This window comes from Bradyrhizobium sp. LA6.8 (assembly GCF_040547935.1).
GTDB lineage: Bacteria > Pseudomonadota > Alphaproteobacteria > Rhizobiales > Xanthobacteraceae > Bradyrhizobium > Bradyrhizobium barranii.
Map to the genome: position 1 here is coordinate 498,098 of NZ_JBEPQQ010000007.1, position 24,741 is coordinate 522,838.

27 protein-coding genes are annotated in these 24,741 nt (G+C 63.7%); 13 read left to right on the forward strand and 14 right to left on the reverse strand.

Going from position 1 to position 24,741, the window contains the following annotated elements; all coding sequences use genetic code 11:
- Positions 1-4: 4 nt before the first annotated feature.
- The 6 genes from ABIA90_RS31520 to hisB all read right to left on the reverse strand — a co-directional run bounded on the left by ABIA90_RS31520 (position 5) and on the right by hisB (position 3,756).
- A complete protein-coding gene (locus ABIA90_RS31520) occupies positions 5-325 on the reverse strand; it encodes a phosphoribosyl-ATP diphosphatase (RefSeq protein ID WP_354119241.1) in 321 nt (106 codons plus the stop codon).
- 79 nt (positions 326-404) lie between these two features.
- On the reverse strand, positions 405-1,178 hold the full coding sequence (gene hisF, locus ABIA90_RS31525) for an imidazole glycerol phosphate synthase subunit HisF (RefSeq protein WP_028150154.1): 774 nt from the start codon (positions 1,176-1,178) through the stop codon (positions 405-407).
- 10 nt (positions 1,179-1,188) lie between these two features.
- The gene (gene hisA / locus ABIA90_RS31530) at positions 1,189-1,923 is read right to left on the reverse strand and encodes a 1-(5-phosphoribosyl)-5-[(5-phosphoribosylamino)methylideneamino]imidazole-4-carboxamide isomerase (RefSeq protein ID WP_354119242.1); all 735 of its coding nucleotides are present in this window, start codon (positions 1,921-1,923) and stop codon (positions 1,189-1,191) included.
- Complete coding sequence (hisH, locus tag ABIA90_RS31535; RefSeq protein WP_354119216.1) at positions 1,920-2,570, reverse strand: imidazole glycerol phosphate synthase subunit HisH; 651 nt, start codon at positions 2,568-2,570, stop codon at positions 1,920-1,922. Before hisH ends, hisA begins: the two co-directional genes overlap by 4 nt.
- Positions 2,567-3,097 (reverse strand): DUF2628 domain-containing protein, encoded by a 531-nt coding sequence (locus ABIA90_RS31540; protein WP_028150157.1) that lies wholly within the window; start codon positions 3,095-3,097, stop codon positions 2,567-2,569. Before ABIA90_RS31540 ends, hisH begins: the two co-directional genes overlap by 4 nt.
- A 65-nt stretch (positions 3,098-3,162) precedes the next feature.
- Positions 3,163-3,756: an imidazoleglycerol-phosphate dehydratase HisB gene (hisB, locus tag ABIA90_RS31545; protein WP_028150158.1), complete on the reverse strand. Its 594-nt coding sequence runs from the start codon at positions 3,754-3,756 to the stop codon at positions 3,163-3,165.
- Between the two features lie 190 nt (positions 3,757-3,946).
- Here hisB and hslV point away from each other — a divergent pair, with 190 nt between their 5' ends.
- Genes hslV through hslU form a run of 4 tightly spaced genes read left to right on the forward strand, consistent with a single transcriptional unit; the run spans position 3,947 to position 6,978 of the window.
- Positions 3,947-4,507, forward strand: coding sequence for an ATP-dependent protease subunit HslV (gene hslV, locus ABIA90_RS31550; protein ID WP_028150159.1), 561 nt, complete (start codon positions 3,947-3,949; stop codon positions 4,505-4,507).
- A gap of 17 nt (positions 4,508-4,524) precedes the next feature.
- A complete protein-coding gene (locus tag ABIA90_RS31555; protein WP_354119217.1) occupies positions 4,525-5,010 on the forward strand; it encodes a GNAT family N-acetyltransferase in 486 nt (161 codons plus the stop codon).
- The gene (locus tag ABIA90_RS31560) at positions 5,007-5,624 is read left to right on the forward strand and encodes a DUF2585 domain-containing protein (protein ID WP_354119218.1); all 618 of its coding nucleotides are present in this window, start codon (positions 5,007-5,009) and stop codon (positions 5,622-5,624) included. Before ABIA90_RS31555 ends, ABIA90_RS31560 begins: the two co-directional genes overlap by 4 nt.
- A 49-nt stretch (positions 5,625-5,673) precedes the next feature.
- Positions 5,674-6,978 (forward strand): ATP-dependent protease ATPase subunit HslU, encoded by a 1,305-nt coding sequence (gene hslU, locus ABIA90_RS31565; protein WP_028150162.1) that lies wholly within the window; start codon positions 5,674-5,676, stop codon positions 6,976-6,978.
- Positions 6,979-7,029: 51 nt separating this feature from the next.
- On the opposite strand, the gene ABIA90_RS31570 is transcribed toward hslU, so the two are convergent.
- A complete protein-coding gene (locus ABIA90_RS31570) occupies positions 7,030-7,335 on the reverse strand; it encodes a DUF3892 domain-containing protein (RefSeq protein WP_166062285.1) in 306 nt (101 codons plus the stop codon).
- A 279-nt stretch (positions 7,336-7,614) separates the two neighbouring features.
- Here ABIA90_RS31570 and ABIA90_RS31575 point away from each other — a divergent pair, with 279 nt between their 5' ends.
- Positions 7,615-8,748 (forward strand): hypothetical protein, encoded by a 1,134-nt coding sequence (locus tag ABIA90_RS31575; protein ID WP_354119219.1) that lies wholly within the window; start codon positions 7,615-7,617, stop codon positions 8,746-8,748.
- On the opposite strand, the gene ABIA90_RS31580 is transcribed toward ABIA90_RS31575, so the two are convergent.
- From ABIA90_RS31580 to ABIA90_RS31590, 3 genes are read right to left on the reverse strand one after another with little or no spacing between them, the layout of a single operon-like run.
- The gene (locus ABIA90_RS31580; protein WP_354119220.1) at positions 8,745-9,335 is read right to left on the reverse strand and encodes a Smr/MutS family protein; all 591 of its coding nucleotides are present in this window, start codon (positions 9,333-9,335) and stop codon (positions 8,745-8,747) included. The genes ABIA90_RS31575 and ABIA90_RS31580 overlap by 4 nt on opposite strands.
- Positions 9,332-10,885: a murein transglycosylase A gene (mltA, locus tag ABIA90_RS31585; protein WP_354119221.1), complete on the reverse strand. Its 1,554-nt coding sequence runs from the start codon at positions 10,883-10,885 to the stop codon at positions 9,332-9,334. Before mltA ends, ABIA90_RS31580 begins: the two co-directional genes overlap by 4 nt.
- The gene (locus ABIA90_RS31590) at positions 10,863-11,570 is read right to left on the reverse strand and encodes a Tim44/TimA family putative adaptor protein (protein ID WP_063980275.1); all 708 of its coding nucleotides are present in this window, start codon (positions 11,568-11,570) and stop codon (positions 10,863-10,865) included. The genes mltA and ABIA90_RS31590 overlap by 23 nt, the downstream gene beginning before the upstream one ends.
- A gap of 413 nt (positions 11,571-11,983) precedes the next feature.
- Between ABIA90_RS31590 and secB the strand changes: the two genes are divergently transcribed.
- The gene (gene secB, locus ABIA90_RS31595) at positions 11,984-12,469 is read left to right on the forward strand and encodes a protein-export chaperone SecB (RefSeq protein WP_028150166.1); all 486 of its coding nucleotides are present in this window, start codon (positions 11,984-11,986) and stop codon (positions 12,467-12,469) included.
- On the opposite strand, the gene dnaQ is transcribed toward secB, so the two are convergent.
- From dnaQ to ABIA90_RS31615, 4 genes are read right to left on the reverse strand one after another with little or no spacing between them, the layout of a single operon-like run.
- The gene (gene dnaQ, locus ABIA90_RS31600; RefSeq protein ID WP_354113559.1) at positions 12,466-13,182 is read right to left on the reverse strand and encodes a DNA polymerase III subunit epsilon; all 717 of its coding nucleotides are present in this window, start codon (positions 13,180-13,182) and stop codon (positions 12,466-12,468) included. The two genes, secB and dnaQ, sit on opposite strands and share 4 nt — an antisense overlap.
- A gap of 27 nt (positions 13,183-13,209) precedes the next feature.
- Entirely contained in the window at positions 13,210-13,809 is a 600-nt protein-coding gene (gene coaE / locus ABIA90_RS31605) for a dephospho-CoA kinase (RefSeq protein ID WP_354119243.1), read from the reverse strand.
- 23 nt (positions 13,810-13,832) lie between these two features.
- Positions 13,833-14,441, reverse strand: a complete 609-nt coding sequence (locus tag ABIA90_RS31610) for a Maf family protein (RefSeq protein ID WP_135213970.1) — start codon at positions 14,439-14,441, stop codon at positions 13,833-13,835.
- A gap of 8 nt (positions 14,442-14,449) precedes the next feature.
- The gene (locus ABIA90_RS31615; RefSeq protein WP_028150170.1) at positions 14,450-15,289 is read right to left on the reverse strand and encodes a pyruvate, water dikinase regulatory protein; all 840 of its coding nucleotides are present in this window, start codon (positions 15,287-15,289) and stop codon (positions 14,450-14,452) included.
- Between the two features lie 459 nt (positions 15,290-15,748).
- Here ABIA90_RS31615 and hemJ point away from each other — a divergent pair, with 459 nt between their 5' ends.
- The 7 genes from hemJ (at position 15,749) to ABIA90_RS31650 (ending at position 24,639) form a co-directional block, all read left to right on the forward strand.
- Positions 15,749-16,183 (forward strand): protoporphyrinogen oxidase HemJ, encoded by a 435-nt coding sequence (hemJ, locus tag ABIA90_RS31620; RefSeq protein WP_028150172.1) that lies wholly within the window; start codon positions 15,749-15,751, stop codon positions 16,181-16,183.
- Between the two features lie 247 nt (positions 16,184-16,430).
- Entirely contained in the window at positions 16,431-17,696 is a 1,266-nt protein-coding gene (gene rho / locus ABIA90_RS31625; RefSeq protein ID WP_045004625.1) for a transcription termination factor Rho, read from the forward strand.
- 314 nt (positions 17,697-18,010) lie between these two features.
- Positions 18,011-19,369 (forward strand): tRNA uridine-5-carboxymethylaminomethyl(34) synthesis GTPase MnmE, encoded by a 1,359-nt coding sequence (gene mnmE / locus ABIA90_RS31630; RefSeq protein WP_354119222.1) that lies wholly within the window; start codon positions 18,011-18,013, stop codon positions 19,367-19,369.
- A 699-nt stretch (positions 19,370-20,068) separates the two neighbouring features.
- Positions 20,069-21,949, forward strand: coding sequence for a tRNA uridine-5-carboxymethylaminomethyl(34) synthesis enzyme MnmG (mnmG, locus tag ABIA90_RS31635; RefSeq protein ID WP_354119223.1), 1,881 nt, complete (start codon positions 20,069-20,071; stop codon positions 21,947-21,949).
- A 9-nt stretch (positions 21,950-21,958) separates the two neighbouring features.
- Positions 21,959-22,729, forward strand: coding sequence for a 16S rRNA (guanine(527)-N(7))-methyltransferase RsmG (gene rsmG / locus ABIA90_RS31640; RefSeq protein ID WP_354119224.1), 771 nt, complete (start codon positions 21,959-21,961; stop codon positions 22,727-22,729).
- A 30-nt stretch (positions 22,730-22,759) separates the two neighbouring features.
- Positions 22,760-23,614 carry a ParA family protein gene (locus ABIA90_RS31645; RefSeq protein WP_071908759.1) on the forward strand — a complete coding sequence of 285 codons (855 nt, stop codon included), beginning with the start codon at positions 22,760-22,762 and terminating at the stop codon, positions 23,612-23,614.
- Positions 23,615-23,751: 137 nt separating this feature from the next.
- The gene (locus tag ABIA90_RS31650; protein ID WP_354119225.1) at positions 23,752-24,639 is read left to right on the forward strand and encodes a ParB/RepB/Spo0J family partition protein; all 888 of its coding nucleotides are present in this window, start codon (positions 23,752-23,754) and stop codon (positions 24,637-24,639) included.
- Positions 24,640-24,741: the final 102 nt, after the last annotated feature.

Below are 24,741 nucleotides of genomic sequence, written 5' to 3' on the forward strand. Positions count from 1 at the left end.
TCTACTAACCCTTGCGGGACGCCTTTTCTTCCAATCCGGACATATTCGTCCGCTTGTCCAGCGCGGCCTCGACCTCCTCCAGCTTTACGCCGCGGGCCTTGAGCAGCACAAGGAAGTGATAGAGCAGGTCGGCACTTTCAACGATCAGATGCGCGCGATCGTTTTCGACTGCTGCGATTACGGTTTCGACTGCCTCCTCGCCGAACTTCTTGGCGCAATGCTCGGCGCCCTTGTCCAGGAGCTTGCGGGTATAGGACGCCTCGCCGCCGGCCGCCGCGCGGGCGTCGATGGTGTCGGCCAGATCGTGGATCGTGAAACGCGACATCGGAATTACTCGAAAAACACACAAGGCCACGGAGGCCATTCCCCGCAGGCCTATGTAGCATTTTTATGATCGGGAGTCGTCAGGCATCGAGGCGCATGGCCAGTCCGCGCCGGGCCATGTGCTCCTTGGCTTCGCGGATGGTGAATTCCCCGAAATGGAAGATCGAGGCGGCCAGCACGGCCGTGGCGTGGCCGTCGCGGATACCGTCGACGAGATGATCGAGATTGCCGACGCCGCCCGAGGCGATCACGGGAACGGGAACGCTGTCGGCGATCGCCCGGGTCAGCGGGATGTCGAAGCCCTGCCGGGTGCCGTCGCGGTCCATGGAGGTAAGCAGGATTTCACCAGCACCGAGCGAGACCACTTCCTGGGCATATTCGATGGCATCGATGCCGGTCGAGTTGCGCCCGCCATGGGTGAAGATCTCCCAGCGATCGCCGCCCGGACGCTTGACCCGCTTGGCGTCGATCGCGACCACCACGCACTGTTCGCCGAATTTCTCGGCGGCTTCCTTGACGAACTCGCGCCGCGACACCGCGGCGCTGTTGATCGAGACCTTGTCGGCGCCGGCGCGCAGGAGCGTCTTGATGTCGTCAACCTTGCGCACGCCGCCACCGACGGTCACGGGCATGAAGCAGGCCTCCGCCGTACGCCGGACCACGTCCAGCATGATGCCGCGGTTCTCGTGGGTCGCGGTGATGTCGAGGAAGGTGAGCTCGTCGGCACCGGCGGCGTCATAGGCGATTGCGGCTTCGACCGGATCGCCGGCATCGCGCAGGTCGACGAAGTTGACGCCCTTGACGACCCGCCCGTCCTTGACGTCGAGGCAAGGGATCACGCGCACCTTGAACATTTTTGCTCTCCTAGGCGCGCGCGTTGCGGATCAGGGTGAGGGCGGCGGCGGGATCGAGCCGGCCGTCGTAAAGCGCGCGTCCGGCGATCGCGCCGGCGAGCTTCCTGGCGCGCGGTGTCAGCATCGCCTTGACGTCCTCGATCGAGGCGAGGCCGCCGGAGGCGATCACGGGAATCGAGATCGCATCCGCCAGCGCGATGGTCGCATCGAGATTCAGGCCCTTGAGCAGGCCATCGCGCGCGATGTCGGTGAAGATGATGGCAGCGACGCCTGCATCCTCGAAACGCTGCGCGATTTCCAGAACCGTCACCTGCGAGGTCTCGGCCCAGCCTTCGACGGCGACCTTGCCGTCGCGGGCATCGAGCCCGACCGCGACGCGGCCGGGGTATTTCCTTGCAGCCGCCTTCACCAGTTCGGGGTCGCGTACCGCGGCGGTGCCGATGATGACACGGGTGATGCCCTTGTCGAGCCAGGCTTCGACGGTTGCGAGATCACGAATGCCGCCGCCGAGCTGCACCGGGATCTTGATCGTCTTGAGCATCGCCTCGACCGCCTGCGCATTCACCGGCTTGCCGGCGAAGGCGCCGTCGAGATCGACGACGTGGAGATACTCGAAGCCCTGTTCGACAAAGCTCTGCGCCTGCGCTGCGGGATTGAGGTTGAACACGGTCGCGCGCGCCATGTCGCCTTGCTCGAGGCGCACGCACTGACCGTTCTTGAGGTCGATCGCGGGAAAGAGAATCACGGTTTCCATCGCAAAAAGTTCGAGATCAGGGCCAAGCCGAAACGCTGGCTCTTCTCGGGGTGGAATTGGGTGCCGATGGCGGTGTCCTTCGCGACGATCGCGGTGACGGGTCCACCGTAATCGGCGCGCGCGAGCACGTCCGCCTCGTTGGCGGCGTTGAGGTGGTAGGAGTGCACGAAATAGGCGTGCTGGCCCTTGGGGCCAAGCGGCAGCCTATCCAGCACCGGATGCTCGCGCAGCATGTCGAGCGTGTTCCATCCCATGTGCGGGATCTTCAGGCTCTCGTCGCGCGGCATGATCTTCTCGACGTCGCCGCCGACCCAGTTCAGGCCCTCGGTGATGACGTGTTCCTTGCCGCGGCTCGCCATCAGCTGCATGCCGACGCAAATACCAAAGAAGGGCCGTGCCTTGACGCGCACCGCTTCGGTGATCGCCTCGACCATGCCGTTGACGGCATCGAGCCCGCGCCGGCAATCGGCGAAGGCGCCGACACCGGGCAGCACCAGACGGTCGGCGCCGTAGGCCTGATCCGGATCGCTGGTGACGAAGACCTTTTGCGGAATCTCCAGGCTGCGTGCGGCGCGCTCGAATGCCTTGGCGGCGGAATGCAGATTGCCTGAACCGTAATCGATGATCGCGACGCTCATCTTGACCCTCCCGGTTCCGGAAACAATCCAATGATGCCGCCCGACGGCAGCGGTGGCGGATTTGAGAATTGCTGACCCGGCACGTTGCGGGTTGGCGGCGGGCCGCCGCGATCGACGGCCCATTGATCGTTGACGATGCCGCGCTGCTTCTGGCTCCAGCGCTCGAAGAACCGCCGCTCGGCGGTGTCCTCGTCGTCGGAGATGACGACGTCGAGCTGGCGCCACTTGCCGCGCGACAGCGTCCAGCGGCGCAGGCTCGAGGCCTCGAAACCCATCAGCACCGCGATGATCATATTGGCCAGGAAGATCGAGCTGCGGCCAACGCCGAGGCTATGCAGCCCTGCATCGAATGCAGCCAGGAAAATCACCCAGCCGATCAGCGCCAGCCAGAGCCTGTTCCAGAGCAGCCAGAACGGGCCGAGAACCATCGCCCAGAAATGAAAACCGTCGCGCACGAACACGAACTTGTCGGTCGCGCGCAGATCGGCTCCGGCAGGGGAGGGAGCATGAACTGTGTAGACAGGCATGGTGATGCCCCGTTCCTAGGAATTCAGTGATACCGCAAGCCGCGCGTGCCGCGGGCCGAAAGACGTCAGCCGCCGAGCGAACCCTTGGTGGACGGGATTTCGCCCACGGCCTTCGGATCGATCGCGACGGCAGTGCGCAGCGCCCGCGCCAGGCCCTTGAAGCAGGACTCGGCGATATGGTGGCTGTTATCGCCATATAGGGTCTCGACGTGGAGAGTCACGCCGGCGTTCATGGCGAAGGCCTGGAACCACTCGCGCACCAGCTCGGTATCGAACTCGCCGATCTTGTCGCGGGGGAAGTCGGCCTTGAACACCAGGAACGGACGGCCCGAGATGTCGATGACCACGCGCGACAGCGTCTCGTCCATGGGCATGTGCACGCCGGCATAGCGGGTGATGCCCGCCATGTTGCCGAGCGCCTGCTTGACCGCCTGGCCGAGCGCGATGCCGGTGTCTTCGGTGGTATGGTGATGATCAATGTGCAAATCGCCAACCGCCTTGACCGTGAGGTCGATGCGGGAATGGCGGGCGAGGAGATCGAGCATATGGTCGAAAAAGCCGATGCCGGTCGCGATATTGGACACGCCGGTGCCATCGAGGTTCACGGTGACCTCGATGTCGGTTTCCTTGGTCTTGCGCTTGATCGTCGCGGTGCGCATTGAAAAGCGGTTTCCATTCTGGTTTTGGACCGAAAACGGCGGTCTTTTAACAGTCAAATGACGCCTTCGCTACTGCGGGAACGGCTGGCCGGGCCTCTACTTCTGCCTATGGTGAGCGAAATGGGCCCGGAGCGGCCCGTTGTATGGTCGGTCCCGACCGCCTAAATCAGGTCCGACAACGAGGTATTTGATGCAGGACTCCCAGAACAGCGCACCGGGCTGGCACGGCACCACGATTTTGACGGTCCGCAAGGGCGGCAAGGTGGTGATCGGCGGCGACGGCCAGGTCTCGATCGGCCAGACCGTGATCAAGTCCAACGCCAAGAAGGTGCGAAAACTCGGCAAGGGCGACGTCATCGGCGGCTTTGCCGGCGCCACGGCTGACGCCTTCACGCTGTTTGAGCGGCTCGAATCCAAGCTCGAGCAGTATCCGGGGCAGCTGACCCGGGCCGCGGTGGAGCTCGCCAAGGACTGGCGGACCGACCGCTATCTGCGCCGCCTGGAGGCCATGATGATCGTGGCCGACAAGGACGTCTCCCTGGTGCTAACAGGCACCGGCGACGTGCTGGAGCCCGAGGCCGGGGTCATGGCGATCGGCTCCGGCGGCAATTACGCCCTGGCCGCCGCGCGGGCCTTGATCGACACCGACAAGGATGCCGAGACCATCGTCCGCCGCTCCCTCGATATCGCCGCCGACATCTGCGTCTACACCAACCGCAATCTGACCATCGAAAGCCTGGCGACCGGCTAGGCCAGACCGAACAGGACATGGCGCCCGCCTACACCTTCCGCCCGATGAGCACGGCCGATTTGCCGCTGATCCGGCGGTGGCTGGGCGAGGCGCATGTGCGGGAATGGTGGGGCGATCCGGACGAGCAGTTTGCGCTCGTAGGCGGCGATCTCGATGAGCCGGCGATGGACCAGTTCATCGTGTTGGCTGGCACCCACGCGTTCGGCTATCTTCAATGCTATCGCCTGACAGCCTGGAATACCGGCTTTGGGCCGCAACCGGAGGGCACCCGTGGGATCGACCAGTTCATCGGCGAAAGCGACATGATCGCGCGCGGCCACGGCTCTGCGTTCATCCGCCAGTTCGTCGACGGCCAGTTGCGGCAGGGCCTGCCACGCATCGTCACCGATCCCGATCCGCTCAACGCACGCGCCGTGCGCGCCTATGAGAAGGCCGGCTTCGTCCGCGACCGCATGGTCGAGACGCCGGACGGGACGGCGCTGCTGATGGTGCGCGAGCCGTGACGCTGACCAGCACGCACGAGAGCAAGGTCGCCGTACCGCCGTTCGCCTGGGTCGGCATCGCCCTGCTGCTGCTGGCGCTGCAGGCCTCGATCCTGTTCGCGATGGGGCGGGTGCCGATCTGCACCTGCGGCTATGTAAAGCTCTGGCACGGCGTGGTGAACAGCTCCGAAAATTCGCAGCACATCACCGACTGGTACACCTTCTCTCACATCCTGCATGGCTTCCTGTTCTACGGCTTGACCTGGCTGCTGTTCGCGCGCCTGCCCTTCCTGCAACTGTCCTGGCCGGCACGGCTGATCGTCGCCATGCTGATCGAAGGCGCCTGGGAGATCGTCGAGAACTCGCCCTTCATCATCGAGCGCTACCGCGCCGGCACGATCTCGCTGGATTATTACGGCGACAGCATCGTCAATTCGATTTCTGACAATCTGGCCATGATGATGGGGTTCCTCGCCGCGCGCGTGCTGCCAGTCTCGGTGACCGTCCTGCTCGGGCTCGCCTTCGAGATCATGCTCGCGCTTCACATTCGCGACAATCTGACGCTCAATATCCTGATGCTGATCCATCCGATCGACGCCGTGAAACAGTGGCAATCGGGTCCGCCCATCATCTGACGTAAAATGCGGCTTGTCCCGACCCGCATCTGATCCTAGCTAAGGTCCCATGACAGACTTCTCTCCCCGCGAAATCGTCTCCGAACTCGACCGTTTCATCGTCGGCCAGGCCGATGCCAAGCGCGCGGTCTCGATCGCGCTGCGCAACCGCTGGCGGCGGCAGCAGCTCTCCGGCTCCTTGCGCGAAGAGGTACTCCCGAAGAACATCTTGATGATCGGCCCCACCGGCGTCGGCAAGACGGAGATCGCGCGACGGCTCGCCAAGCTCGCAAATGCGCCGTTCCTGAAGGTGGAAGCGACGAAATTCACCGAGGTCGGCTATGTCGGCCGCGACGTCGAGCAGATCGTGCGCGATCTCGTCGAGGTCGCGATCGCCCAGGTGCGTGAGCGCAAGCGCAAGGACGTGCAGGCCCGCGCGCAGCTCGCCGCCGAGGAGCGTGTGCTCGACGCGCTGGTCGGCGCCAATTCCAGCCAGGCAACGCGCGAATCGTTCCGCAAGAAACTGCGCGCCGGCGAGCTCAACGACAAGGAAATCGAGATCGAGACGCAGTCCTCGGGCGGCGGCATGCCGATGTTCGAGATCCCGGGCATGCCGGGCGCACAGATGGGCGCGGTGTCGCTCGGCGACATCTTCGGCAAGCTGGGTGGCCGCAGCAAGACGCGGCGCCTGACGGTGGAGAACTCGCACGAGATCCTCGTCAATGAAGAGTCCGACAAGCTGCTGGATACCGACCAGCTCACGCTGGAGGCGATCAGCGCGGTCGAGAACAACGGCATCGTGTTCCTGGACGAGATCGACAAGATCTGCGCACGCGACGGCCGGGTCGGCGGCGACGTCTCGCGCGAGGGCGTGCAGCGTGACCTGTTGCCGCTGATCGAAGGCACCACGGTCTCGACCAAGCACGGCGCGGTGAAGACCGATCACATCCTGTTCATTGCGTCCGGCGCCTTCCACGTCGCTAAGCCGTCCGACCTGTTGCCGGAATTGCAGGGCCGCCTGCCGATCCGCGTCGAACTGCAGGCCCTGACCCGCGACGACATGCGCCGCATCCTGACCGAGCCCGAGGCCTCGCTGATCAAGCAATATATCGCGTTGCTGCAGACCGAGGGCGTGACGCTCGACATCACCGCCGACGCCGTCGACGCGCTCGCCGACGTCGCGGTCGCCGTCAATTCGACGGTCGAGAACATCGGCGCGCGGCGACTTCAGACCGTGATGGAACGGGTGCTGGACGAAATCTCCTTCACCGCCCCCGACCGCAGCGGCGAGACCGTCAAGGTCGATGCGGATTTCGTCCAGAAGCACGTCGGCGACCTCGCCAAGAACGCGGATTTGAGCCGGTTCATTTTGTAAGCAGAAAGGCCCGGCACTTCTGTCGGGCCTTTCGTTGTTACAGACAGAGCGTCAGGGACACTCAGGCAGGCTCAAGAGATTGTTGCGCGTGTCGTCATCGCCTTCGGTGCGCAAATACTTGTTGCCGAACCGGCTGACACCGACTTCGACCAAAACAGCCTTTGTCGAACCAGGAAGCGAAACGTAAAAGCTCCACTCTCTGCGCTCGATCATAGCGATCGCCTGCTCTTGTGTGATCTTCCACTGGCTTGAGCCGTAGCCACCAACGTGGGTGATCCGCTCGAACGGATTCGGGCGATCGCGTTTATTCACACAGCGGATTTGCGCCGTCTGGGGTCTGGTTTGCGGACTGGTCATTCTTCTCTCCTATCGAGAGCTGGGCTTGACCACCGACTCCACCCATGATTCCATGAAGTGCTTAGACAGCCTGTTCCGCGCCCAGCTCGGGATGCGGGTCAGAAGCTTTGAAGCCGTTGGGTCTAGCCACCCGACGGCTTCGCCGCTTCTGAGGGTCGCGGGAATGGTATCGGTGAGCGCCGTATCGTCAATATGTAGTGGTGAAAAGAATCCTGTGAACCACATATTGACTCCAAACCCTTTCGGAGTCCGATCGCGCCGATTCCCTCGGAGCGCCACTTGAGCGCGGTTCTTGCAAACCTGCGCCAGAATCCCTGGCGTCTCCTGCTCGCGATCAACGCGGCGGTCATCGTCGGCGTGTTCGTCCACAAGATCCAGCTGCCGCCTTACGTCCCCTACATCCACCTCCTCGTCGACTACCATTTCGGTTTCATCAAGCGGGCACTGATCGGCGCCATCGTCGCGCTGTTCACGGACAAGGTGCCGGTGTGGCTGGTGTTCGCGCTCGCCGGAGCGACGTGGCTGGTGACGCTTGGGCTGTACGTCAGGCTTTTCCAGAAAACGTTCGGCTTCACCGCGAGGACGCTGCCGCTGTTCGTCTTCATCGCGGGCTCGCCGTTCTTTCTCAAGAACTTCATGCACACGCTCGGCCATTTCGACATCTATGGCTGTGCGCTGGCGATCATCCTGCTGCTGATGCCGGCGGGCTCGCTGCTGTTCGTCGCAACGGCCGCGCTGTTCGCGATCGTCCTCGTGCTGATCCACCACATTCATCTGCTGATGTATGTACCGACGATCGTCACCATCGTCGTGATCAGGCACTATCTCGCGCATGGCGTCACCAGGACGAATGTCGTGTTCGGCTTTGTCGCGCTGCTTTGCGTGAGCGCGCTGTTCTTCGCGGCGCAGTTCCTGGGAACGATGCCGATCCCGGAAGCGGATTTCGTTGCCTACCTGAAGACCCGGATGGCCGATCCGGCGCGGACCGACCTGCTGCAGTTCGCCTACATCTGGTACCAGCCGCTGGCGAAGGAGGTTTCGGATACCTGGGGCCGCCTGCCGCACAACATCCTCGGCGTGCCGGTGTTTGCCCTGCTGATCTGGCTGCACACGCCACTCTGGCGCTATTTTGCCGACCTGATCGGCGCGCTCGCGGATGACATGCACCGGCGCCTCGTCGTCGCGGCGCTGATCGGCATCAGCCTCGCCTATCTCGTGATGTTCGCGATGGTGTTCGACTATTCGCGCTGGATCTCGAACTGGGCCGTCTGCCTGTTCCTGATCCTGCATGCGGTGAAGATGCTGCCGGCCAAATACAATGCACCGCCGATCGCGTCGGAGGATCAGAGGACAAATATCTTCGGCCTGATCCTCACGCTGATCCCGCGCGTCGGAATCGTCCGGCCGTTCTAATACCTCGCCCGGCGTATCCGCACATAGAGCGCACCCTCGCCGCCATGGCCGATATGCGCCTCCTCGAAGCCGACGACGAAGCCGCGGAATTCCGGCAGGCTCAGCCATTCCGGCACCTGGCGGCGGAGCACACCGCTTTCGCCGCCGCTCCGTCCCTTGCCGGTGATGACGAGCACGAAGGTCAGGCCGTCGTGATGGGCGCGGTGTAGGAAGCCGGTCAGGGCCCGGTGGGCGCGTATCTGGGTCATGCCGTGCAGATCGAGCCGCGCCTCGATCTCGCTGCGGCCGCGCGACAATTTTGTGCGCTCGCGCTTGCCCAGCGGTGCCAGCGGCGGCATGGCCGGCTTTGCCACGCGCACAGCCGGCGCAGCAGCGATCGGCCGTGGCGATGGCGTAGATCGCGTGGCCGGCGCTGCCGGTGAAGGCTCAGTGCGCGGCGGGGCGTGTGTCTTTGCCACGCGATGCTTCCGCAGCGGCTTGACCTGTTTTGCGACCGCATCCCACAGCGCACGCTCCTCCTCGCTCAACGCACGGCGGCGCGGCGAGGGACGAGGCTCCAGCACGGGCGGACGGGACGATCGCTTCATTGCTGCCGATGGGGACGATTCTTGACCGGCCGCCGCGGCTCCTGAACGGGCTCTATCACGGGGCGCGGCACCGGCAACGGGACCGGATTGGCAACGGCGACTGTCTCACCCTTACCTTGTGCCACGGCTGCGGCCGGAGCCGCCGGCTTGGTCTGATCCTTGGTCGAATCCTTGGCAGGATCGGTCTGCGGAAACAGCTTTGCGATCTTCTCCGAGGGACGCGGATCCGGCACCGGCAACTTCGCGGCGCGCACCGTGGGATCGAGGCCCTTCGGCACCAACATGACGAAGTGCATGGGATGGCGCAGCCGTCCCGAGACGCGGCCGGCATCCGCGCCGGCGCCGAAATAGAGATCGGCGCGCGCGGGGCCGATGATGGCCGAGCCGGTGTCCTGCGCGATCATCAGCCGGTGGAACGGCGTCTTGGAGCGTTCGGAATCGATCGGCAGCTCGCCCTCGATGAAGAACGGCGTGCCGTAGACGTGCAGCGCCTTGTCGACCGCGATCGAGCGGCCGGCGGTCAGCGGAATGCCCTGCGCACCTACTGCTTCTTCCTTGTCGGACAGGTTGACCTCGCGGAAGAAGATGTAGGAGCGGTTCTGGCGGCGCAGATCCTTGGCGCCGTCGGGGTTCTGCGCCATCCACTCCCTGATCTTCTGCATCGACATCTCCTCCTTCGGAATGATGCCGCGCTCGATCAGGACACGACCGACGGCCGTGTAGGGATAGCCGTTATAGGCGTCGTAATTCAGCCGGACCGTGCCGCCGTCGTCGAACTTGATCCGCGCCGAGCCCTGGATCTGGGCGAACAGCAGATCGGTCGGGTCCTTCAGCCAGGCGATCTCCAGCCCGCGGCCGGCGATCTTGCCGTCCTCGATCTCGCCGCGATCGTAATAGGGCACCAGCTTGCGGCGGCCGATCTTGCGATAGACCGGGCCCTTGTTGGGCAGGCTGACCGAGTCCTGCTTGTAGCCGCGCACGAACAGGTTCGACGGGCGACGATAGACCGGCACGTTGAAGATTTCGGTCTGCGTCCGCGATCCCTCCAGCACCGGCTCGTAATAGCCGGTGACGAAGCCGTCGGGCTCGCCGAGGCGCGAGATCCGCAGCGGCGCAAAATTCTCCTCGAAGAAAGTCCTGGCTTTGCCGTCGTCGGTGAGCTCGAGCGACTTGGCGGCCCGGCAGGGCTCGCTCAGCGAGCCGCCAAGCGCCTTCGGTTCGGCCGCACCGGTCTGCGCGTTGATCGTCCGGCAGCTCGCGCGGAACGTCTTGTAGGCGGCCAGATGGTCGTCGTCGCTCCAGCCTTTCACGTCCGTCCAGGTCAGCGGCAGATATTGCGCACCGGGGATTTCGAACGGCAAAGGGAGCTGCGGATAGGGCAAGGCGCGCGGTGGTGCGGCGGCAAGTGCCGGGAGATGATGGTGATGGCTGCGATAGTGACGCCGCGCCGCCTCGGCGCCGAGCGAAAACGACGACAGCACGACGGCACCTGCGCAAAGCGCCGTCGCGCTGTTCTTGAAGAAATTCTTAATTCGCGCTTCCGGTGCCAACCAGCTTCCAGTTTGGATCGCGAGAGGTGATATCGCGGGCGAAGGTCCAGATGTCGGTGATGTCGGCGACCGTGTCCGCACTACCGTCGACGATATTGCCGCTCTTGTCGCGGGTGGCCGAGATCATCTGCGAGACGAATCGTATGGTGAGCTGAGCCGTGCGGTCCCGCAGCTCGGCGCCGACGAGCTCGGCCTTGTCGATCGAGACGAAACGCGTCTCGGTCTTCTGCTCATACTTCTCGCGTTCCTTGATGGCGGCGTCGAAGCTGTCATAGACCTCCGACGACAGCAGGTCGCGCAACGCGCGGCGGTCGCCATTGGCAAAGGCCAGCACGATCATCTCATAAGCGCCGCGGGCGCCGGAGATGAAATGGCGCGGATCGAAGGTGGAATCCTTGTCGACGATGGCGTCGAGACCCTGGGCGAGCGCGGTGCCCGGCTCGGTCAGGCCCTTCCAGCGATCGGAGGGCGGGGCCGGCTCGGCGGTCGGCGCCAGCGGGGCCTGATCGATCACCTTGCCCGGCATGGTCACGACGTTCTTGTCCTGGGCACCCCCCAGCGCATTGCGGGCGGCGGTGCGGTCAAACGGCGGCCGCTCGTTACCCGTCCGCTGTCCCAGCACGCTGCGCAGCCTCAGAAAGATGAAGACCGCCAGCGCCAGGAAGATGATGGTGTAGATGTCCACGTCGTATTCGCTTTCTGGTCTTCGCTGAAAGGGGCCGTCTCGGGTCGTCGCCGGGAAAATCAATCCGGCCAGTAGACCGTTCCATACGGGAACGGCAAGTCTACATCACCATTTTAGGTCCGCGCGTCTGGTCCTGGGGATGTAGGCACGAAATCTTGCCCGGCCAATGGCGCCTTTTGGCACAGCGCCGAGTGTAGCGCGTTTTATGCTTAAGGGGAAACCCGATCCTGCCCGGAAATCGCGCATCTTCAATCGTTTAACGCGCGATTTCGTCAGGAGGGCCGGGTGAACGTCACAATTGCGGGGGCGGCGCGGATACCCGATCCGGGGCCGTTCGTCCTTGTGGAGTGAGGCGGCCCTATGTTAGCCAACCGCCGCGAAATTCAGCCCAAATCGGGTAAGGAGAGACTCTCATGACCAACGGCAACGGCACCCCTCCCGAGGCGGCCCAGGCTGCCCAGCTCAACGTTCTGGCGCAGTATATCAAGGACCTTTCGTTCGAGAATCCGAACGCGCCGACCTCGCTCCAGCAGCAGGGCCAGCCGCCCCAGATCAACATCCAGATCAATGTCAGCGCCATCAATCTCAGCGAAACCGAGTTCGAGGTGACGCTGTCGGTCGAGGGCAAGGCCGAGACCGCCGGTAAGATCATGTTCTCGTTCGAGCTCGCCTATGCCGGCGTGTTCCGCATCACCAACGTGCCGAAGGAGAATTTGCATCCGCTGGTCATGATCGAATGCCCGCGTCTGCTGTTCCCGTTCGCCCGCGAGATCATCGCAACCGCCGTGCGCGACGGCGGGTTCCCGCCCCTGATGCTGGATCCGGTCGACTTCGTCGGTCTCTATCGTCAGAACATGGAGCGGCAAATGGCCGCTCAGCAGACGAGCGGTCAGGCCTAAACAGCCGGAGGGGCGGCTGGAGCGGGCAGGAACTCGTTCCAGATCGCCTTGTCGCCGAGCGTTGCGATGAAGGCCCGATGGGCCTCGCGCTCGGCATCGGAAATCCGCGGCGCGAGCGGCACGGTCCGCTGCCGCCGCGGCACATCGCCAGCCGCATTGGCGCGAATGTCCTCGCCTTCCGAAGCGAGGAGCAATTGCGATTGCCGCGCCCCGACCAGATCGACATAAACTTCGGCCAAGAGTTCGGCGTCGAGCAGCGCGCCGTGCTTGGTGCGGTGTGAATTGTCGATCGAATAGCGCGAGCAGAGATCGTCGAGCCGGTTCGACACGCCCGGATGCTTGCGCCGCGCCAACAGCAGCGTATCGACCAGCCGCTCGCGCGGGATCGCGACACGTTTGACCTTGTCGAGCTCGGCGTTGATGAAGCCGATGTCGAACGAAGCGTTGTGGATCACCAGCGGCGCATCGCCGATGAACTCCAGAAACGCATCGACGACCTCGTGGAACAGCGGCTTGGTCGACAGGAACTCGGCCGACAGCCCGTGCACCGCAAAGGCTTCCGCCGGCATGTCCCGTTCTGGATTGATATAGACGTGATACGTCTGGCCCGTCGGCATGCGGTTGAAAATCTCGACGCAGCCGATTTCGACCAGGCGATCGCCGCGGAGCGGATCGAGGCCAGTGGTTTCGGTGTCGAGAACGATTTCACGCATGATCAAGAGGCCGTGTGAACGGGCGAATCAGGCTCGCCGCTGCGGCATCTTAACGACCTCGGCCAGAATGTGCGTGATTTGGGCGCGCACGGGTTCAAGTCCGTGTGACGTATCCACTACGAAATCGGCTCGCTTGCGCTTCTCGGCATCCGGCGTCTGCTTGGCGATGATCGCGTCGAGCTTGGCCTCGTCCATCGTGCCGCGCTCCAGCACACGCTTGCGCTGGAGTTCCGGCGAGGTCGACACCACGACGACGGCGTCGACCCGCTTCTCGCCGCCGGTTTCGAACAGCAACGGGATATCCAGGACCACGACGGGCGCCTTGGCTGCTTCCGCATCGGCGAAGAATTTTTGTCGGGAGGCGCCGAGCATCGGATGAACGATCTGCTCGAGCTGCTTGATCGCGGCTGGATCATGCACGACGCGCGCAGACAGTTTTGGGCGGTCGACCTTGCCGTTCACGGTGGTACCGGGAAAGGTGGCCTCGATCGCGGGCGCGGCCTCACCCTCATAGAGCTGATGGACGGCGGCATCGGCGTCATAGACGGGAACGCCGGCCTCCGCGAACAATTTCGCGGTGGTGGATTTTCCCATCCCGATCGAGCCGGTCAGTCCAAGGATCCGCATCAGCAGGCAGCCGTTTCTGTCGTTCACACCGCAACTAGCCGTTCGCGCCGCAGGAACGCAAGCAACGGCAGCAGCGGCAGCCCGAGAATGGTGAAATGGTCACCTTCGATGCGCTCGAACAGATGGCTGCCGAGGCCTTCGAGCTGATAGGCGCCGACGCTGGTCGTCACCGCATCGCCGGCGGCGTCGAGATAGGCGGAAAGCTCCGTCTCGGTCATCGGCCGCATGGTCATGCGGGCTACCGAAACATCCTCAAAAACGATCTTGCCATCTCGCGCCACGGCGACCGCGGAATTCAACGCGTGGCTTTTGCCGGCGAGGTCGAGCAGTTGCGTCATCGCCTGTGCGCGGCCTGCGGGCTTGTTGAAGAGACGCTCGCCCAGAGCCAGGGTCTGGTCGGCACCGATCACATAGCTCCCTGGATGACTGGCCGAGACCGCCTTGGCCTTCTCACGCGCCAGCAGCAGGGCGATGTCATGCGGGCCTGAAAGCTTCGAGGCGGCCTGAATGCCGCGCTCGTCGATATCGGCCGTAATCGCCTTGAACTCCAGTCCGGCACTCGCCAGCAGCATCTTTCGCGCGCTGCTCTGCGAGGCCAGTATCAACGGAGTTTCGCCGCGCCAGAGAGACATCGCCGAAACTATCCCGTGGGCCGGTTGCGCTGGCGATCGCTGTAGAGCTTCATGATCGCCGCGGCGGTTTCCTCGATCGATCGCCGCGTGACATCGAGCAGCGGCCAGTCGTGCTTGGCGCTCAGCTTGCGCGCGAACGCGACCTCGTCGGCGACCGCCTGCCTGTCGGTATAGGTGTCGCCGCTGGTATCGGCACCCATCGAGAGCAGGCGGTTCTGGCGCACCTGGATCAGCCGTTCCGGCGTGGCATGCAGGCTCACCACCAGCGGCCGCGTCAGGGTCTCCAATTGTGCCGGCACCGGAATGCCCGGAACCAATGGCACGTTGGCGGTGCGGATGCCGCGATTGGCTAGATAGATCGACGTCGGTGTCTTGGAGGTGCGTGAGACGCCGACGAGCACCACGTCGGCATCGTCGAGGCCTTCGACATGCTGGCCGTCGTCGTGGATCATCGTGTAGTTCAGCGCGTCGATGCGCTTGAAATATTCCGCATTGAGGACGTGCTGGGCGCCGACGCGGCCCGTGGTCGCGGCGCCGAGATAGGCTTCGAACAACTGCATCACCGGCCCGATGATCGACAGGCTCGGAACGTTGATCTGCTTGCACTTGTCCTCGAGCCGAGAGACCAGATCCTTCTCCAGCAGCGTGAACAGCACGATCCCCGGCGCCTCCTCGATCTCGTCGAGCACGCGATCGAGCTGCTTCTGGCTGCGCACCAGGGGATAGACATGCTCGACCGGGGTGACGTTGGCGTACTGCGCCGCGACGGCGCGCGCGACGGTGATCAGCGTCTCTCCGGTGGAGTCGGAGACCAGGTGGAGATGGAAATAATTGTTCGAGGTCGGCACAAAAGCCCTTTGTATGGAGGCGGTGTGGTTTGTGGATTTCTGTGGACCTTAACCCCTCGGAAAGGGTTGCGCGACACCAGGGGCGGGACAAGTGCCAATTTTCTTCACACCACTGCCCATCGGAACAAGTCCGGCGACCTGTTGAGAGGAAAACGGGATTGCGCGGACAACCCCCTTGATAAGCTGCCGACAGAAACGCGCAAGCCTTTGAAGCTGGCCGACTTATCGAAGGCCGCAGGAAGCATCAGGGATATGTTGATGGATGTGAACAAGCGCACGTGAACGTGCGGACGGAATTGTGTGAGTCCTATTCACGGTCACATAGACTCAAACCTTAAGAATCTAAGATTCTAGATTAGAGGAAGGCGCTACGGACGGATAAGTGTGTAGGGTGAGACCTTAACGAGTTCTTACTATCCCCAGCGTTCCCTGCGCTGGACAGAAAGCCGGGCGCAGAAAATGTTCGAAGACGTCTATCTCTGGATCAAGGCGCTGCACGTGATCGCCGTCATCTCCTGGATGGCGGGCATGCTGTATCTGCCGCGGCTGTTCGTTTATCACTCCGAGGCCGAGATCGGCTCGAAGCAGTCGGAAACGTTCAAAGTGATGGAACGCCGGCTGCTCAAGGCGATCATCAACCCCGCCATGATCGTCACATGGCTTGCCGGGCTCTATCTCGCCTGGTCCGGCCACTGGTTCTCTTTCGGCTGGCTGCACGTAAAACTGGCACTGGTCCTGGCGATGTCTGGGGTCCACGGCTTTTTTTCACGCTGGTGCAAGGATTTCGCCGCCGACCGGCGTCCGCGTAGCCAGAAATTCTATCGAATTATCAATGAGGTGCCGACTGCTCTGATGATTTTGATCGTCATCATGGTGATCGTGAAGCCGTTCTAGGCAAGGCTTGCGATGAATCGCTCAGCGCTTCGGCTTGCGGAGTGGAAAGCGATTTTCTATATTGGCGACATCCCACCCAACGCAGGCGGATGTGGTTTTGTCTGAGCTTTCCAGAGGCCGGACACCGCATCAGGTTTGAAGCCTCACCGGCGCTCTCCTTGCCAGACCTGCGGACCTTACCTTCTCGCGTCCGCATTTCAGAGCCTCCTCGCACCCCCTCCCAAGGTTACCCCACAGGACCACCCCAATGCGGGAAATTAAACTCCAGGACCTCAAGTCGAAGACGCCGGCCGAGCTTGTCTCGTTCGCGGAAGAGAATGGGGTCGAGAATGCCAGCACCATGCGCAAGCAGGAGCTGCTGTTCGCCATCCTCAAGCAGCTCGCGATTGCTGAAACCGACATCGTTGGCGAGGGCGTCGTCGAGGTGCTCTCCGACGGCTTCGGATTCCTCCGCTCGCCGGACGCCAATTATCTGCCGGGACCGGACGACATCTACGTTTCGCCCTCGCAGATCCGCCGCTTCGGTCTGCGCACCGGCGACACCATCGAAGGCCACATTCGCAGCCCGAAAGAGGGCGAGCGCTATTTCGCGCTGCTGAAGGTCAACACACTCAATTTCGAGGACCCGGAAAAGGCCAAGCACAAGGTCAATTTCGACAACCTCACGCCGCTGTTTCCGAATCAGCGCTTCCGCATGGAAATCGACGATCCGACGCGGAAAGACCTTTCTGCAAGGGTGATCGACATCGTCGCGCCGATCGGCAAGGGCCAGCGCGCGCTGATCGTCGCGCCGCCGCGCACGGGTAAAACCGTGCTGATGCAGAACATCGCGCATTCGATCGCGCACAATCACCCCGAATGCTATCTGATCGTGCTGCTGATCGACGAACGTCCGGAAGAAGTCACGGACATGCAGCGCTCGGTGAAGGGCGAGGTCGTTTCGTCGACCTTCGACGAGCCGGCGGTTCGTCACGTCCAGGTCGCCGAGATGGTGATCGAAAAAGCAAAACGTCTGGTCGAGCATGGCCGCGACGTCGTCATCCTGCTCGATTCGATCACGCGCCTGGGCCGCGCCTACAACACCGTGGTGCCGTCATCCGGCAAGGTCTTGACCGGTGGTGTCGACGCCAACGCGCTCCAGCGCCCGAAGCGCTTCTTTGGTGCCGCCCGCAATATCGAGGAGGGCGGCTCGCTGACGATCATTGCAACCGCGCTGGTCGATACCGGCAGCCGCATGGACGAAGTCATCTTCGAAGAGTTCAAGGGCACCGGTAACTCCGAACTGATCCTGGACCGCAAGGTCTCGGACAAGCGCACCTTCCCGGCGATCGACATCTCGCGCTCCGGCACCCGCAAGGAGGAGCTCATCACCGATCCGCAGGTGCTCAAGAAAATGTACGTGCTCCGCCGCATCCTGAACCCGATGGGCACCATGGATGGGATCGACTTCCTGCTCGACAAGCTGCGCTCGACCAAGAGCAATTCCGAGTTCTTCGACTCGATGAACACCTGAGTGCGATGCAGCATGAGATCAGAGGGCGCCTACGGGCGCCCTTTTTCTTTTGTGCGGCTTTGCTGCGGAAGAAATGCAGCATGGCGATGGGACGAAAGGAAAATCGGCTCTTCCGGAAGTTGTTGATATCTTTACAGAATGCTTGACGCTGGCTGACCATTTGGTGCTTGGGCGAGGCTGCCTCCGCAGCAAAATGCTGCCCTTATGTTGCATCGCAATAGAGCCGTTGCTGCGGACCAGAGCGCAGCAAAAGGGGCGTCGGCATCGCGAGAACGGGCCGTTTGCCTTTTCCCTGCCAGCCGGACAAATAGGCCATGCATCCGCGAGACCAGACCATCTTTGCGCTGTCGTCCGGCCGTGCGCCCAGCGCGATCGCCGTGGTGCGGGTCTCGGGATCGCAAGCGGGGCTCGCGCTCACGACGCTGGCGGGGAGGCAGCCGGCGCCGAGACAGGCTAGCCGCCGGCTGCTCCGCGACGGCGCGGGCCAGGCGATCGACGACGCGGTCGTGCTCTGGTTTCCGGGGCCGGCCAGCGCGACCGGCGAGGACGTCGCCGAATTTCACGTCCATGGCGGCCGCGCGGTGCTCGCTGCACTCCTCTCCGCTATTTCTCTTATTCCGAATACGCGCGCAGCCGAGCCTGGCGAATTCACGCGGCGCGCGTTCGAGAACGGCAAGCTCGATCTCACCGAAGCCGAAGGTCTCGACGATCTCATCCATGCCGATACCGATCGTCAGCGCCGCCAGGCGCTGCGCCAGTTGCAGGGCCTGCTCGGCGATCGCGCGCGCGACTGGCGCGAGCGCATCATCGAGGCGTCGGCGCTGATCGAGGCGGGCATCGATTTTTCCGACGAGGGCGACGTGCCGGCCGAGCTGAGGGCGCCGGCGGTGAAAGCGATCAAAGCGCTGCATGACGAAATCACTGAAGTCCTTGCGGCACAGGGACATTCTGAACGCCTGCGCGACGGCCTGGTGGTTGCGATCGCGGGCGAGCCGAATGTCGGCAAGTCGACGCTGATCAATCAGCTGGCGCGCCGCGAGGTCGCGATCGTCTCGCCCTACGCCGGCACCACGCGCGACGTGATCGAGGTGCAGCTCGATCTGGTTGGCTATCCGGTCACGGTGATCGACACGGCTGGCATCCGGGAGACCGACGATCCCGTGGAGCAGGAAGGCGTGCGCCGGGCGCGAGCCCGAGCCGAGGACGCCGACCTCGTGCTGTGGCTGGTGGAGGGTGGGCGCGCCGTCGATCCGGGCGCGATGCAATCGCTGGTGAAGTCCGGCCCCGGGCGTGATCAATCGAGCGGCTCGGTCTGGATCGTCCGCAACAAGATCGATCTGGGCGAGGTGGGGGACGTCGGGCCGGGCGGCGAGTTCGGGATCTCGGCGAGCCGCGGGGACGGCATTCCCGACCTGATCGACGCTCTCGTGAAATTCGCCGCCGAGTTTTTCGGGACGACCGAGGGCGCTTTGGTGACCCGCGCCCGCCAGCGAGATCTGTTGCGCCGGGCCTCAGACAGCTTGCGCCGGAGCCTGGAGCTTGTAGAAGACGGCGAAGAGCTTGCCGCCGAAGAGCTGCGTGCTGCGGCTTATGCCTTGGGTCGGCTGTTGGGCCGGGTCGACGTCGAGGACGTCCTCGGAGCCATCTTCCAGAAATTCTGCATCGGAAAGTAGAACTAGTTCTTCATTGTAGAACTAGCGCTTCTTCCAGTCCTTGCGTTTCACGTGAAACAGCAATGGGATGGGTTCCGGGCCGTTTCACATGGAACAGGTGCTTGCAGTTTCGTAGCCCGGATGAAGCGAAGCGCAATCCGGGACGGCTCCGCAGCCGGAACACCTTTCCCGGATTTCGCTGCGCTCCATCCGGGCTACAAGCTTCCTGCTGTTTCACTGAAACAGGTGGTGGGCGCTTCCGGCCTGTTTCACGTGAAACGCGAGCGGCCCTCATTGCGGCTTCTGGGCCCGCAGACTTGGGCGGGAGATTCGATTTCACTGCTCAAGCGGTCTTGGCCGTGAACGACACTCGGGCCCCAATCCCGTCATTGCGAGGAGCCCTTGCGACGAAGCAATCCAGACTGCCTCCACGGAGCGATTCTGGATTCCTTCGCTCCGCTCGCAACGACGGAGTAGACCGATCGCTTGTGCCTTCTCTACCCGCGGCCAGAGCCGTGCGAGATCTCGCCAGGAGTTCTCTCCCGGTCGGACCCATCCTGTTTCACGTGAAACGGCAGTCCGCTCAGTTCCGGTTCTACTGTGCATGGGGTTGTTTTCGCGAAAATGCGCATCGCCTCCTGCCGCCCCGTTTCACGGGAAACAACCGCCTCACCCAGTTTCTACTTCCGGCTTCTCCACCTCTGAGATAGAAGTCCGCCCATGCGAACAGAGCGAGAGAGTTTCGACGTCATCGTGATTGGCGGCGGCCACGCCGGCTGTGAAGCCGCGGCCGCTTCCGCCCGGATGGGTGCGACGACCGCTCTGGTGACGCACCGTTTCTCCACCGTCGGCGCGATGTCCTGCAACCCCGCGATTGGCGGTCTCGGCAAGGGCCATCTGGTCCGCGAGGTCGACGCCCTGGATGGTCTGATGGGCCGGGTCGGCGATGCCGGCGGCATCCAGTTCCGCGTCCTCAATCGCCGCAAGGGTCCGGCTGTCCGGGGCCCCCGGGCTCAGGCCGACCGGAAGCTCTATGCCGCAGCCATGCAGGCCGCGATCCAGGACACCGAGGGTCTTTCCGTCTTCGAGGGCGAGGCAGACGAGCTGATCGTGGTCGAGGGCCGGGTGACCGGACTGCGTCTGGCCGACGGTCGGGAGCTCCGGGCAGGGGCGGTTGTCGTCACCACCGGCACGTTTCTCCGAGGTCTGATCCATCTCGGCGAGAAGAATTGGCCCGCCGGACGGGTCGGCGAGGCGCCCGCGATGGGCCTTTCCGCCTCCTTTGAGCGCGCGGGCTTCAGCCTTGGACGGCTCAAGACCGGCACTCCGCCGCGTCTGGATGGCACCACGATCGACTGGTCCGCGGTCGAGATGCAGCCCGGTGACGAGCCGCCGGAGCCGTTCTCGGTGATGACCGAACGGATCACGACCCCGCAGATCCAATGCGGGATCACCCGAACGACCTCCGCGACCCATGAGGTGATCCGCGCGAACGTCCATCGCTCTCCGATGTACTCCGGCCAGATCAAGAGTTCCGGACCGCGCTACTGTCCCTCGATCGAGGACAAGATCGTCCGCTTTGGCGACCGCGACGGGCATCAGATCTTCCTGGAGCCGGAAGGGCTCGACGATAGCACCGTCTATCCCAACGGCATCTCGACCTCGCTGCCGGAGGAGGTCCAGCTCGCGATCCTCGCCAGCATTCCTGGCCTGGAGCAGGTGAAGATGGTCCGTCCGGGCTATGCCATCGAGTACGACCACATCGATCCCCGCGAGCTCGATCCGACCCTGCAGACCAAGCGTCTGCGTGGTCTCTTCCTGGCTGGGCAGATCAACGGCACCACCGGATATGAGGAAGCTGCCGGGCAGGGTATCGTGGCCGGCCTGAACGCGGCTTTGGCGGCGAGCGGCGCCGCGCTGACCGTGTTCGACCGTGCCGATGGCTATCTCGGTGTGATGATCGACGACCTCGTCACCCGCGGGATCAGCGAACCCTATCGGATGTTCACCTCGCGCGCCGAGTACCGGCTGACCCTGCGCGCCGACAATGCCGATCAGCGCCTCACCGAGAAGGGGATTGCGCTTGGATGCGTCGGGAGCGCCCGGACGCAGCATCACCGCGCCAAGATGGACGCCCTGAATGCGGCCAGGGCGCTGTCGAAGTCCCTGACCATCACCCCGAACGAGGCGATCAAGCACGGCCTGTCCCTGAACCGGGACGGCCAGCGTCGTTCGGCGTTCGAGTTGATGGCCTATCCGGATATCGGCTGGAGTCAGGTCCGGACCATCTGGCCGGAGCTGTCGGCGATCGACCCGGTCATCGCCACCCATCTGGAGATCGACGCGAAGTACGACGTCTATCTCGAGCGCCAGAGCGCCGACGTCGAAGCTTTCAGGCGAGACGAGGGGATGGTGCTGTCGGACGTCGATTACCAGCAGGTCCCCGGTCTTTCCAATGAGGTTCGGGGCAAGCTGGAGAAGGCGCGGCCGTTCACCGTCGGCCAGGCTGGCCGGATCGACGGCATGACGCCGGCGGCGCTCGGCATCCTCGCGGCCTACCTTCGGCGCGAGGCACGGAAGACCTCAAAGGCGATCGCATAGGCGTTTCACGTGAAACAGCGCGGGCCGGGCGGCAGATCGTCATCATCGAAACCATCGGCAGGCGAGGGCGGCGTTCGTCGATCCGAGCCGACGCCGGTCAAACCGAAGATCGACAAGGCCAGCGCCAACGATCGGTCGCTGGACTCCATCATCGCGGCGGACAAGCTCGCGGCGCTCAGGCTTGCCCCGGTTTCACGTGAAACCGAGGAACGGCTCGATCGCTACATCGCGCTGCTCCGGGAGTGGCAGGCCAAGACCAATCTGGTCGCGCCCTCGACCCTGCCGCAGCTCTGGACCCGGCACATCGCCGACTCGCTCCAGCTCGTCGATCTCGCCCCTTCCGCGAAACGCTGGGCCGACCTCGGCAGCGGCGGCGGCTTTCCCGGAATCGTCCTCGCCTGTGCCATGGCCGGGACGCCTGGCGCCAGCGTCCATCTCGTCGAGCGAATCGCCAAGAAGGCGGCCTTTCTGCGCGAAGCAGTTCGCGTCACCGCATCGCCGGGGCTCGTACATCTCGCGGAGATCGGGGATAATGTGGATAGAATCACCGGCCCCGTGGATTGCGTCACCGCGCGTGCGCTGGCTCCGCTACATCAACTCATCGGCTTTGCGGAGCCGCTGATGCGCCAGGGTGCAAAAGCGCTGTTTCCGAAGGGTCAAGATGTAGAGGCTGAATTGACCGAAGCCGCTAAATATTGGAATATCCAGCCGCAGCTTCACCAAAGCCGTACCGGCGACGGTTGGATCGTCGAGCTGACGTCCGTCGAGCAGCGCGGCTGAGGCGTTCAGGGGTCGAGTGGGGAATTTGCGATGAGCGTGATTGACGAACCGCAGCAGCAACAGACCGGCGAAGTGCCGCAAGGCCACCCTCGCATCCTGGCGCTGGCGAATCAGAAGGGCGGCGTGGGAAAAACAACCACGGCGATCAATCTTGGCACGGCACTCGCTGCGATCGGCGAGCGCGTCCTGATCGTCGATCTCGATCCGCAGGGCAACGCCTCGACCGGCCTCGGCATCGATCGCCGCAACCGCTCCTGCTCGACCTATGACGTGCTGATCGGCGAAGCTGCTTTGCGCGAGGCGGTGGTCTCGACCGCGGTGCCGCGGCTGCACATCGCACCCTCGACCATGGATCTCTCCGGCCTCGAGCTCGAGCTCGGCACCACGCCCGGCCGCGCGTTCAAGCTGCGCGACGCCATCGGCGCGCTCAACAACAACGTCTCGCCGGACGCCGACTACACCTATGTGCTGATCGACTGCCCGCCCTCGCTCAACCTGCTCACGGTGAATGCGATGGCGGCCTCCGATGCGATCCTGGTGCCGCTCCAGTGCGAGTTCTTCGCGCTCGAGGGTCTGTCGCAATTGCTGCAGACGGTGGAGCAGGTGCGCTCGACGCTCAATCCGAACCTGTCGATCCACGGCATCGTGCTGACCATGTTCGACTCGCGCAACAACCTCTCGAACCAGGTCGTCGCCGACGTCCGTCAGTTCATGGGCGAGAAGGTCTACAAGACCATGATCCCGCGCAACGTGCGCATCTCGGAAGCGCCGTCCTACGGCAAGCCGGTCCTGGTCTACGATCTCAAATGCGTCGGCAGCGAAGCTTACTTGCGGCTCGCCACCGAAGTGATCCAGCGCGAGCGCGAGCTGCGCACCACGCATTGACGATGCCGTAGGGTGGGCAAAGGCGTCTTCGCCGTGCCCACCATCTTCTGCACACAACTGGTGGGCACGCTTCGCTTTGCCCACCCTACGATAATTCAGTTCTGGAGTGTTGCACCGTGAATCCAAGGGAGCTGGCGATGGCCGACGAAGCGCGTTCGCGACTGGGCCGGGGTCTTGCGAGTCTGATCGGTGATGTCGGCGGCGAGGCCCAGCATGTCGATCGTCCGCGCGCGCAGCGCAAGGTGCCGATCGAATTCATCAAGCCCAATCCGCGCAACCCGCGCCGCGCCTTTTCGGAAACGGAGCTCAAGGAGCTCTCTGATTCGATCAGGCAGCACGGCGTGATCCAGCCGATCGTCGTGCGTCCGGTGAAGGGCGCGCAGGATCGCTTCGAGATCATCGCCGGCGAACGGCGCTGGCGCGCGTCGCAGATAGCCGGCCTGCACGAAGTGCCGATCGTGCCGGTCGACATCAGCGACAGCGATGCGCTGGAGTTCGCGATCGTCGAGAACGTGCAGCGCGAAGACCTCAACCCGATGGAAGAGGCGCTCGGCTATCACGCGCTCGCCAACGAGTTCAAACGCAGCCAGGACGACATCGCAAAGGTCGTCGGCAAGAGCCGCAGCCACATCGCCAACATGATGCGGCTGACGAAACTGCCGGCCGAAGTGCAGGCCTTGATCACGAGCGGCGAGCTGACCGCCGGCCACGCCCGCGCGCTGATCGGCGTGCCCGATCCGCTCGCATCAGCCAGGCGCATCGTCGCGGAAGGCCTCAACGTCCGCCAGGCCGAGGCCCTCGCGCATGAAGAGGGTGTGCCGGAGCGCAAGCCGCAGAAGGCGCGCAGCACCGGGGGCAAGGAAAAAGACCCCGACACGATCGATCTCGAAAAGCGCGTCAGCGATGCGCTCGGCCTCAAGGTCACGGTCAATCACCGCGACCCTGGCGGCTCCGTCCAGATCAATTACCGCAACCTCGATCAGCTCGACGAGGTGATGAAGCGGCTCGCGAAGGGCGCGCTGTAGACCTAGCCCTCAGTGTTGGGGGCGCGCCCGCCGGGGGGCGCCCCCGGGGTGGGGGGGGGGGGGGGGTGCGAGGTCGACGGGGGCGGCGAGGGGTGTGGGGGT

Coding starts and splice junctions, on each gene's coding strand:
- hslV (WP_028150159.1), top strand. CDS start 3,947: ATGCAGGACTCCCAGAACAGCGCACCGGGCTGGCACGGCACCACGATT.
- hisF (WP_028150154.1), bottom strand. CDS start 1,178: ATGTTCAAGGTGCGCGTGATCCCTTGCCTCGACGTCAAGGACGGGCGG.
- ABIA90_RS31645 (WP_071908759.1), top strand. CDS start 22,760: ATGAGCGTGATTGACGAACCGCAGCAGCAACAGACCGGCGAAGTGCCG.
- ABIA90_RS31540 (WP_028150157.1), bottom strand. CDS start 3,097: ATGCCTGTCTACACAGTTCATGCTCCCTCCCCTGCCGGAGCCGATCTG.
- hslU (WP_028150162.1), top strand. CDS start 5,674: ATGACAGACTTCTCTCCCCGCGAAATCGTCTCCGAACTCGACCGTTTC.
- dnaQ (WP_354113559.1), bottom strand. CDS start 13,182: ATGCGTGAAATCGTTCTCGACACCGAAACCACTGGCCTCGATCCGCTC.
- rho (WP_045004625.1), top strand. CDS start 16,431: ATGCGGGAAATTAAACTCCAGGACCTCAAGTCGAAGACGCCGGCCGAG.
- coaE (WP_354119243.1), bottom strand. CDS start 13,809: ATGCGGATCCTTGGACTGACCGGCTCGATCGGGATGGGAAAATCCACC.
- ABIA90_RS31610 (WP_135213970.1), bottom strand. CDS start 14,441: ATGTCTCTCTGGCGCGGCGAAACTCCGTTGATACTGGCCTCGCAGAGC.
- ABIA90_RS31650 (WP_354119225.1), top strand. CDS start 23,752: ATGGCCGACGAAGCGCGTTCGCGACTGGGCCGGGGTCTTGCGAGTCTG.
- ABIA90_RS31555 (WP_354119217.1), top strand. CDS start 4,525: ATGGCGCCCGCCTACACCTTCCGCCCGATGAGCACGGCCGATTTGCCG.
- ABIA90_RS31580 (WP_354119220.1), bottom strand. CDS start 9,335: ATGAAGCGATCGTCCCGTCCGCCCGTGCTGGAGCCTCGTCCCTCGCCG.
- ABIA90_RS31520 (WP_354119241.1), bottom strand. CDS start 325: ATGTCGCGTTTCACGATCCACGATCTGGCCGACACCATCGACGCCCGC.
- hisH (WP_354119216.1), bottom strand. CDS start 2,570: ATGAGCGTCGCGATCATCGATTACGGTTCAGGCAATCTGCATTCCGCC.
- ABIA90_RS31570 (WP_166062285.1), bottom strand. CDS start 7,335: ATGACCAGTCCGCAAACCAGACCCCAGACGGCGCAAATCCGCTGTGTG.
- mnmE (WP_354119222.1), top strand. CDS start 18,011: ATGCATCCGCGAGACCAGACCATCTTTGCGCTGTCGTCCGGCCGTGCG.
- hemJ (WP_028150172.1), top strand. CDS start 15,749: ATGTTCGAAGACGTCTATCTCTGGATCAAGGCGCTGCACGTGATCGCC.
- secB (WP_028150166.1), top strand. CDS start 11,984: ATGACCAACGGCAACGGCACCCCTCCCGAGGCGGCCCAGGCTGCCCAG.
- hisB (WP_028150158.1), bottom strand. CDS start 3,756: ATGCGCACCGCGACGATCAAGCGCAAGACCAAGGAAACCGACATCGAG.
- mnmG (WP_354119223.1), top strand. CDS start 20,069: ATGCGAACAGAGCGAGAGAGTTTCGACGTCATCGTGATTGGCGGCGGC.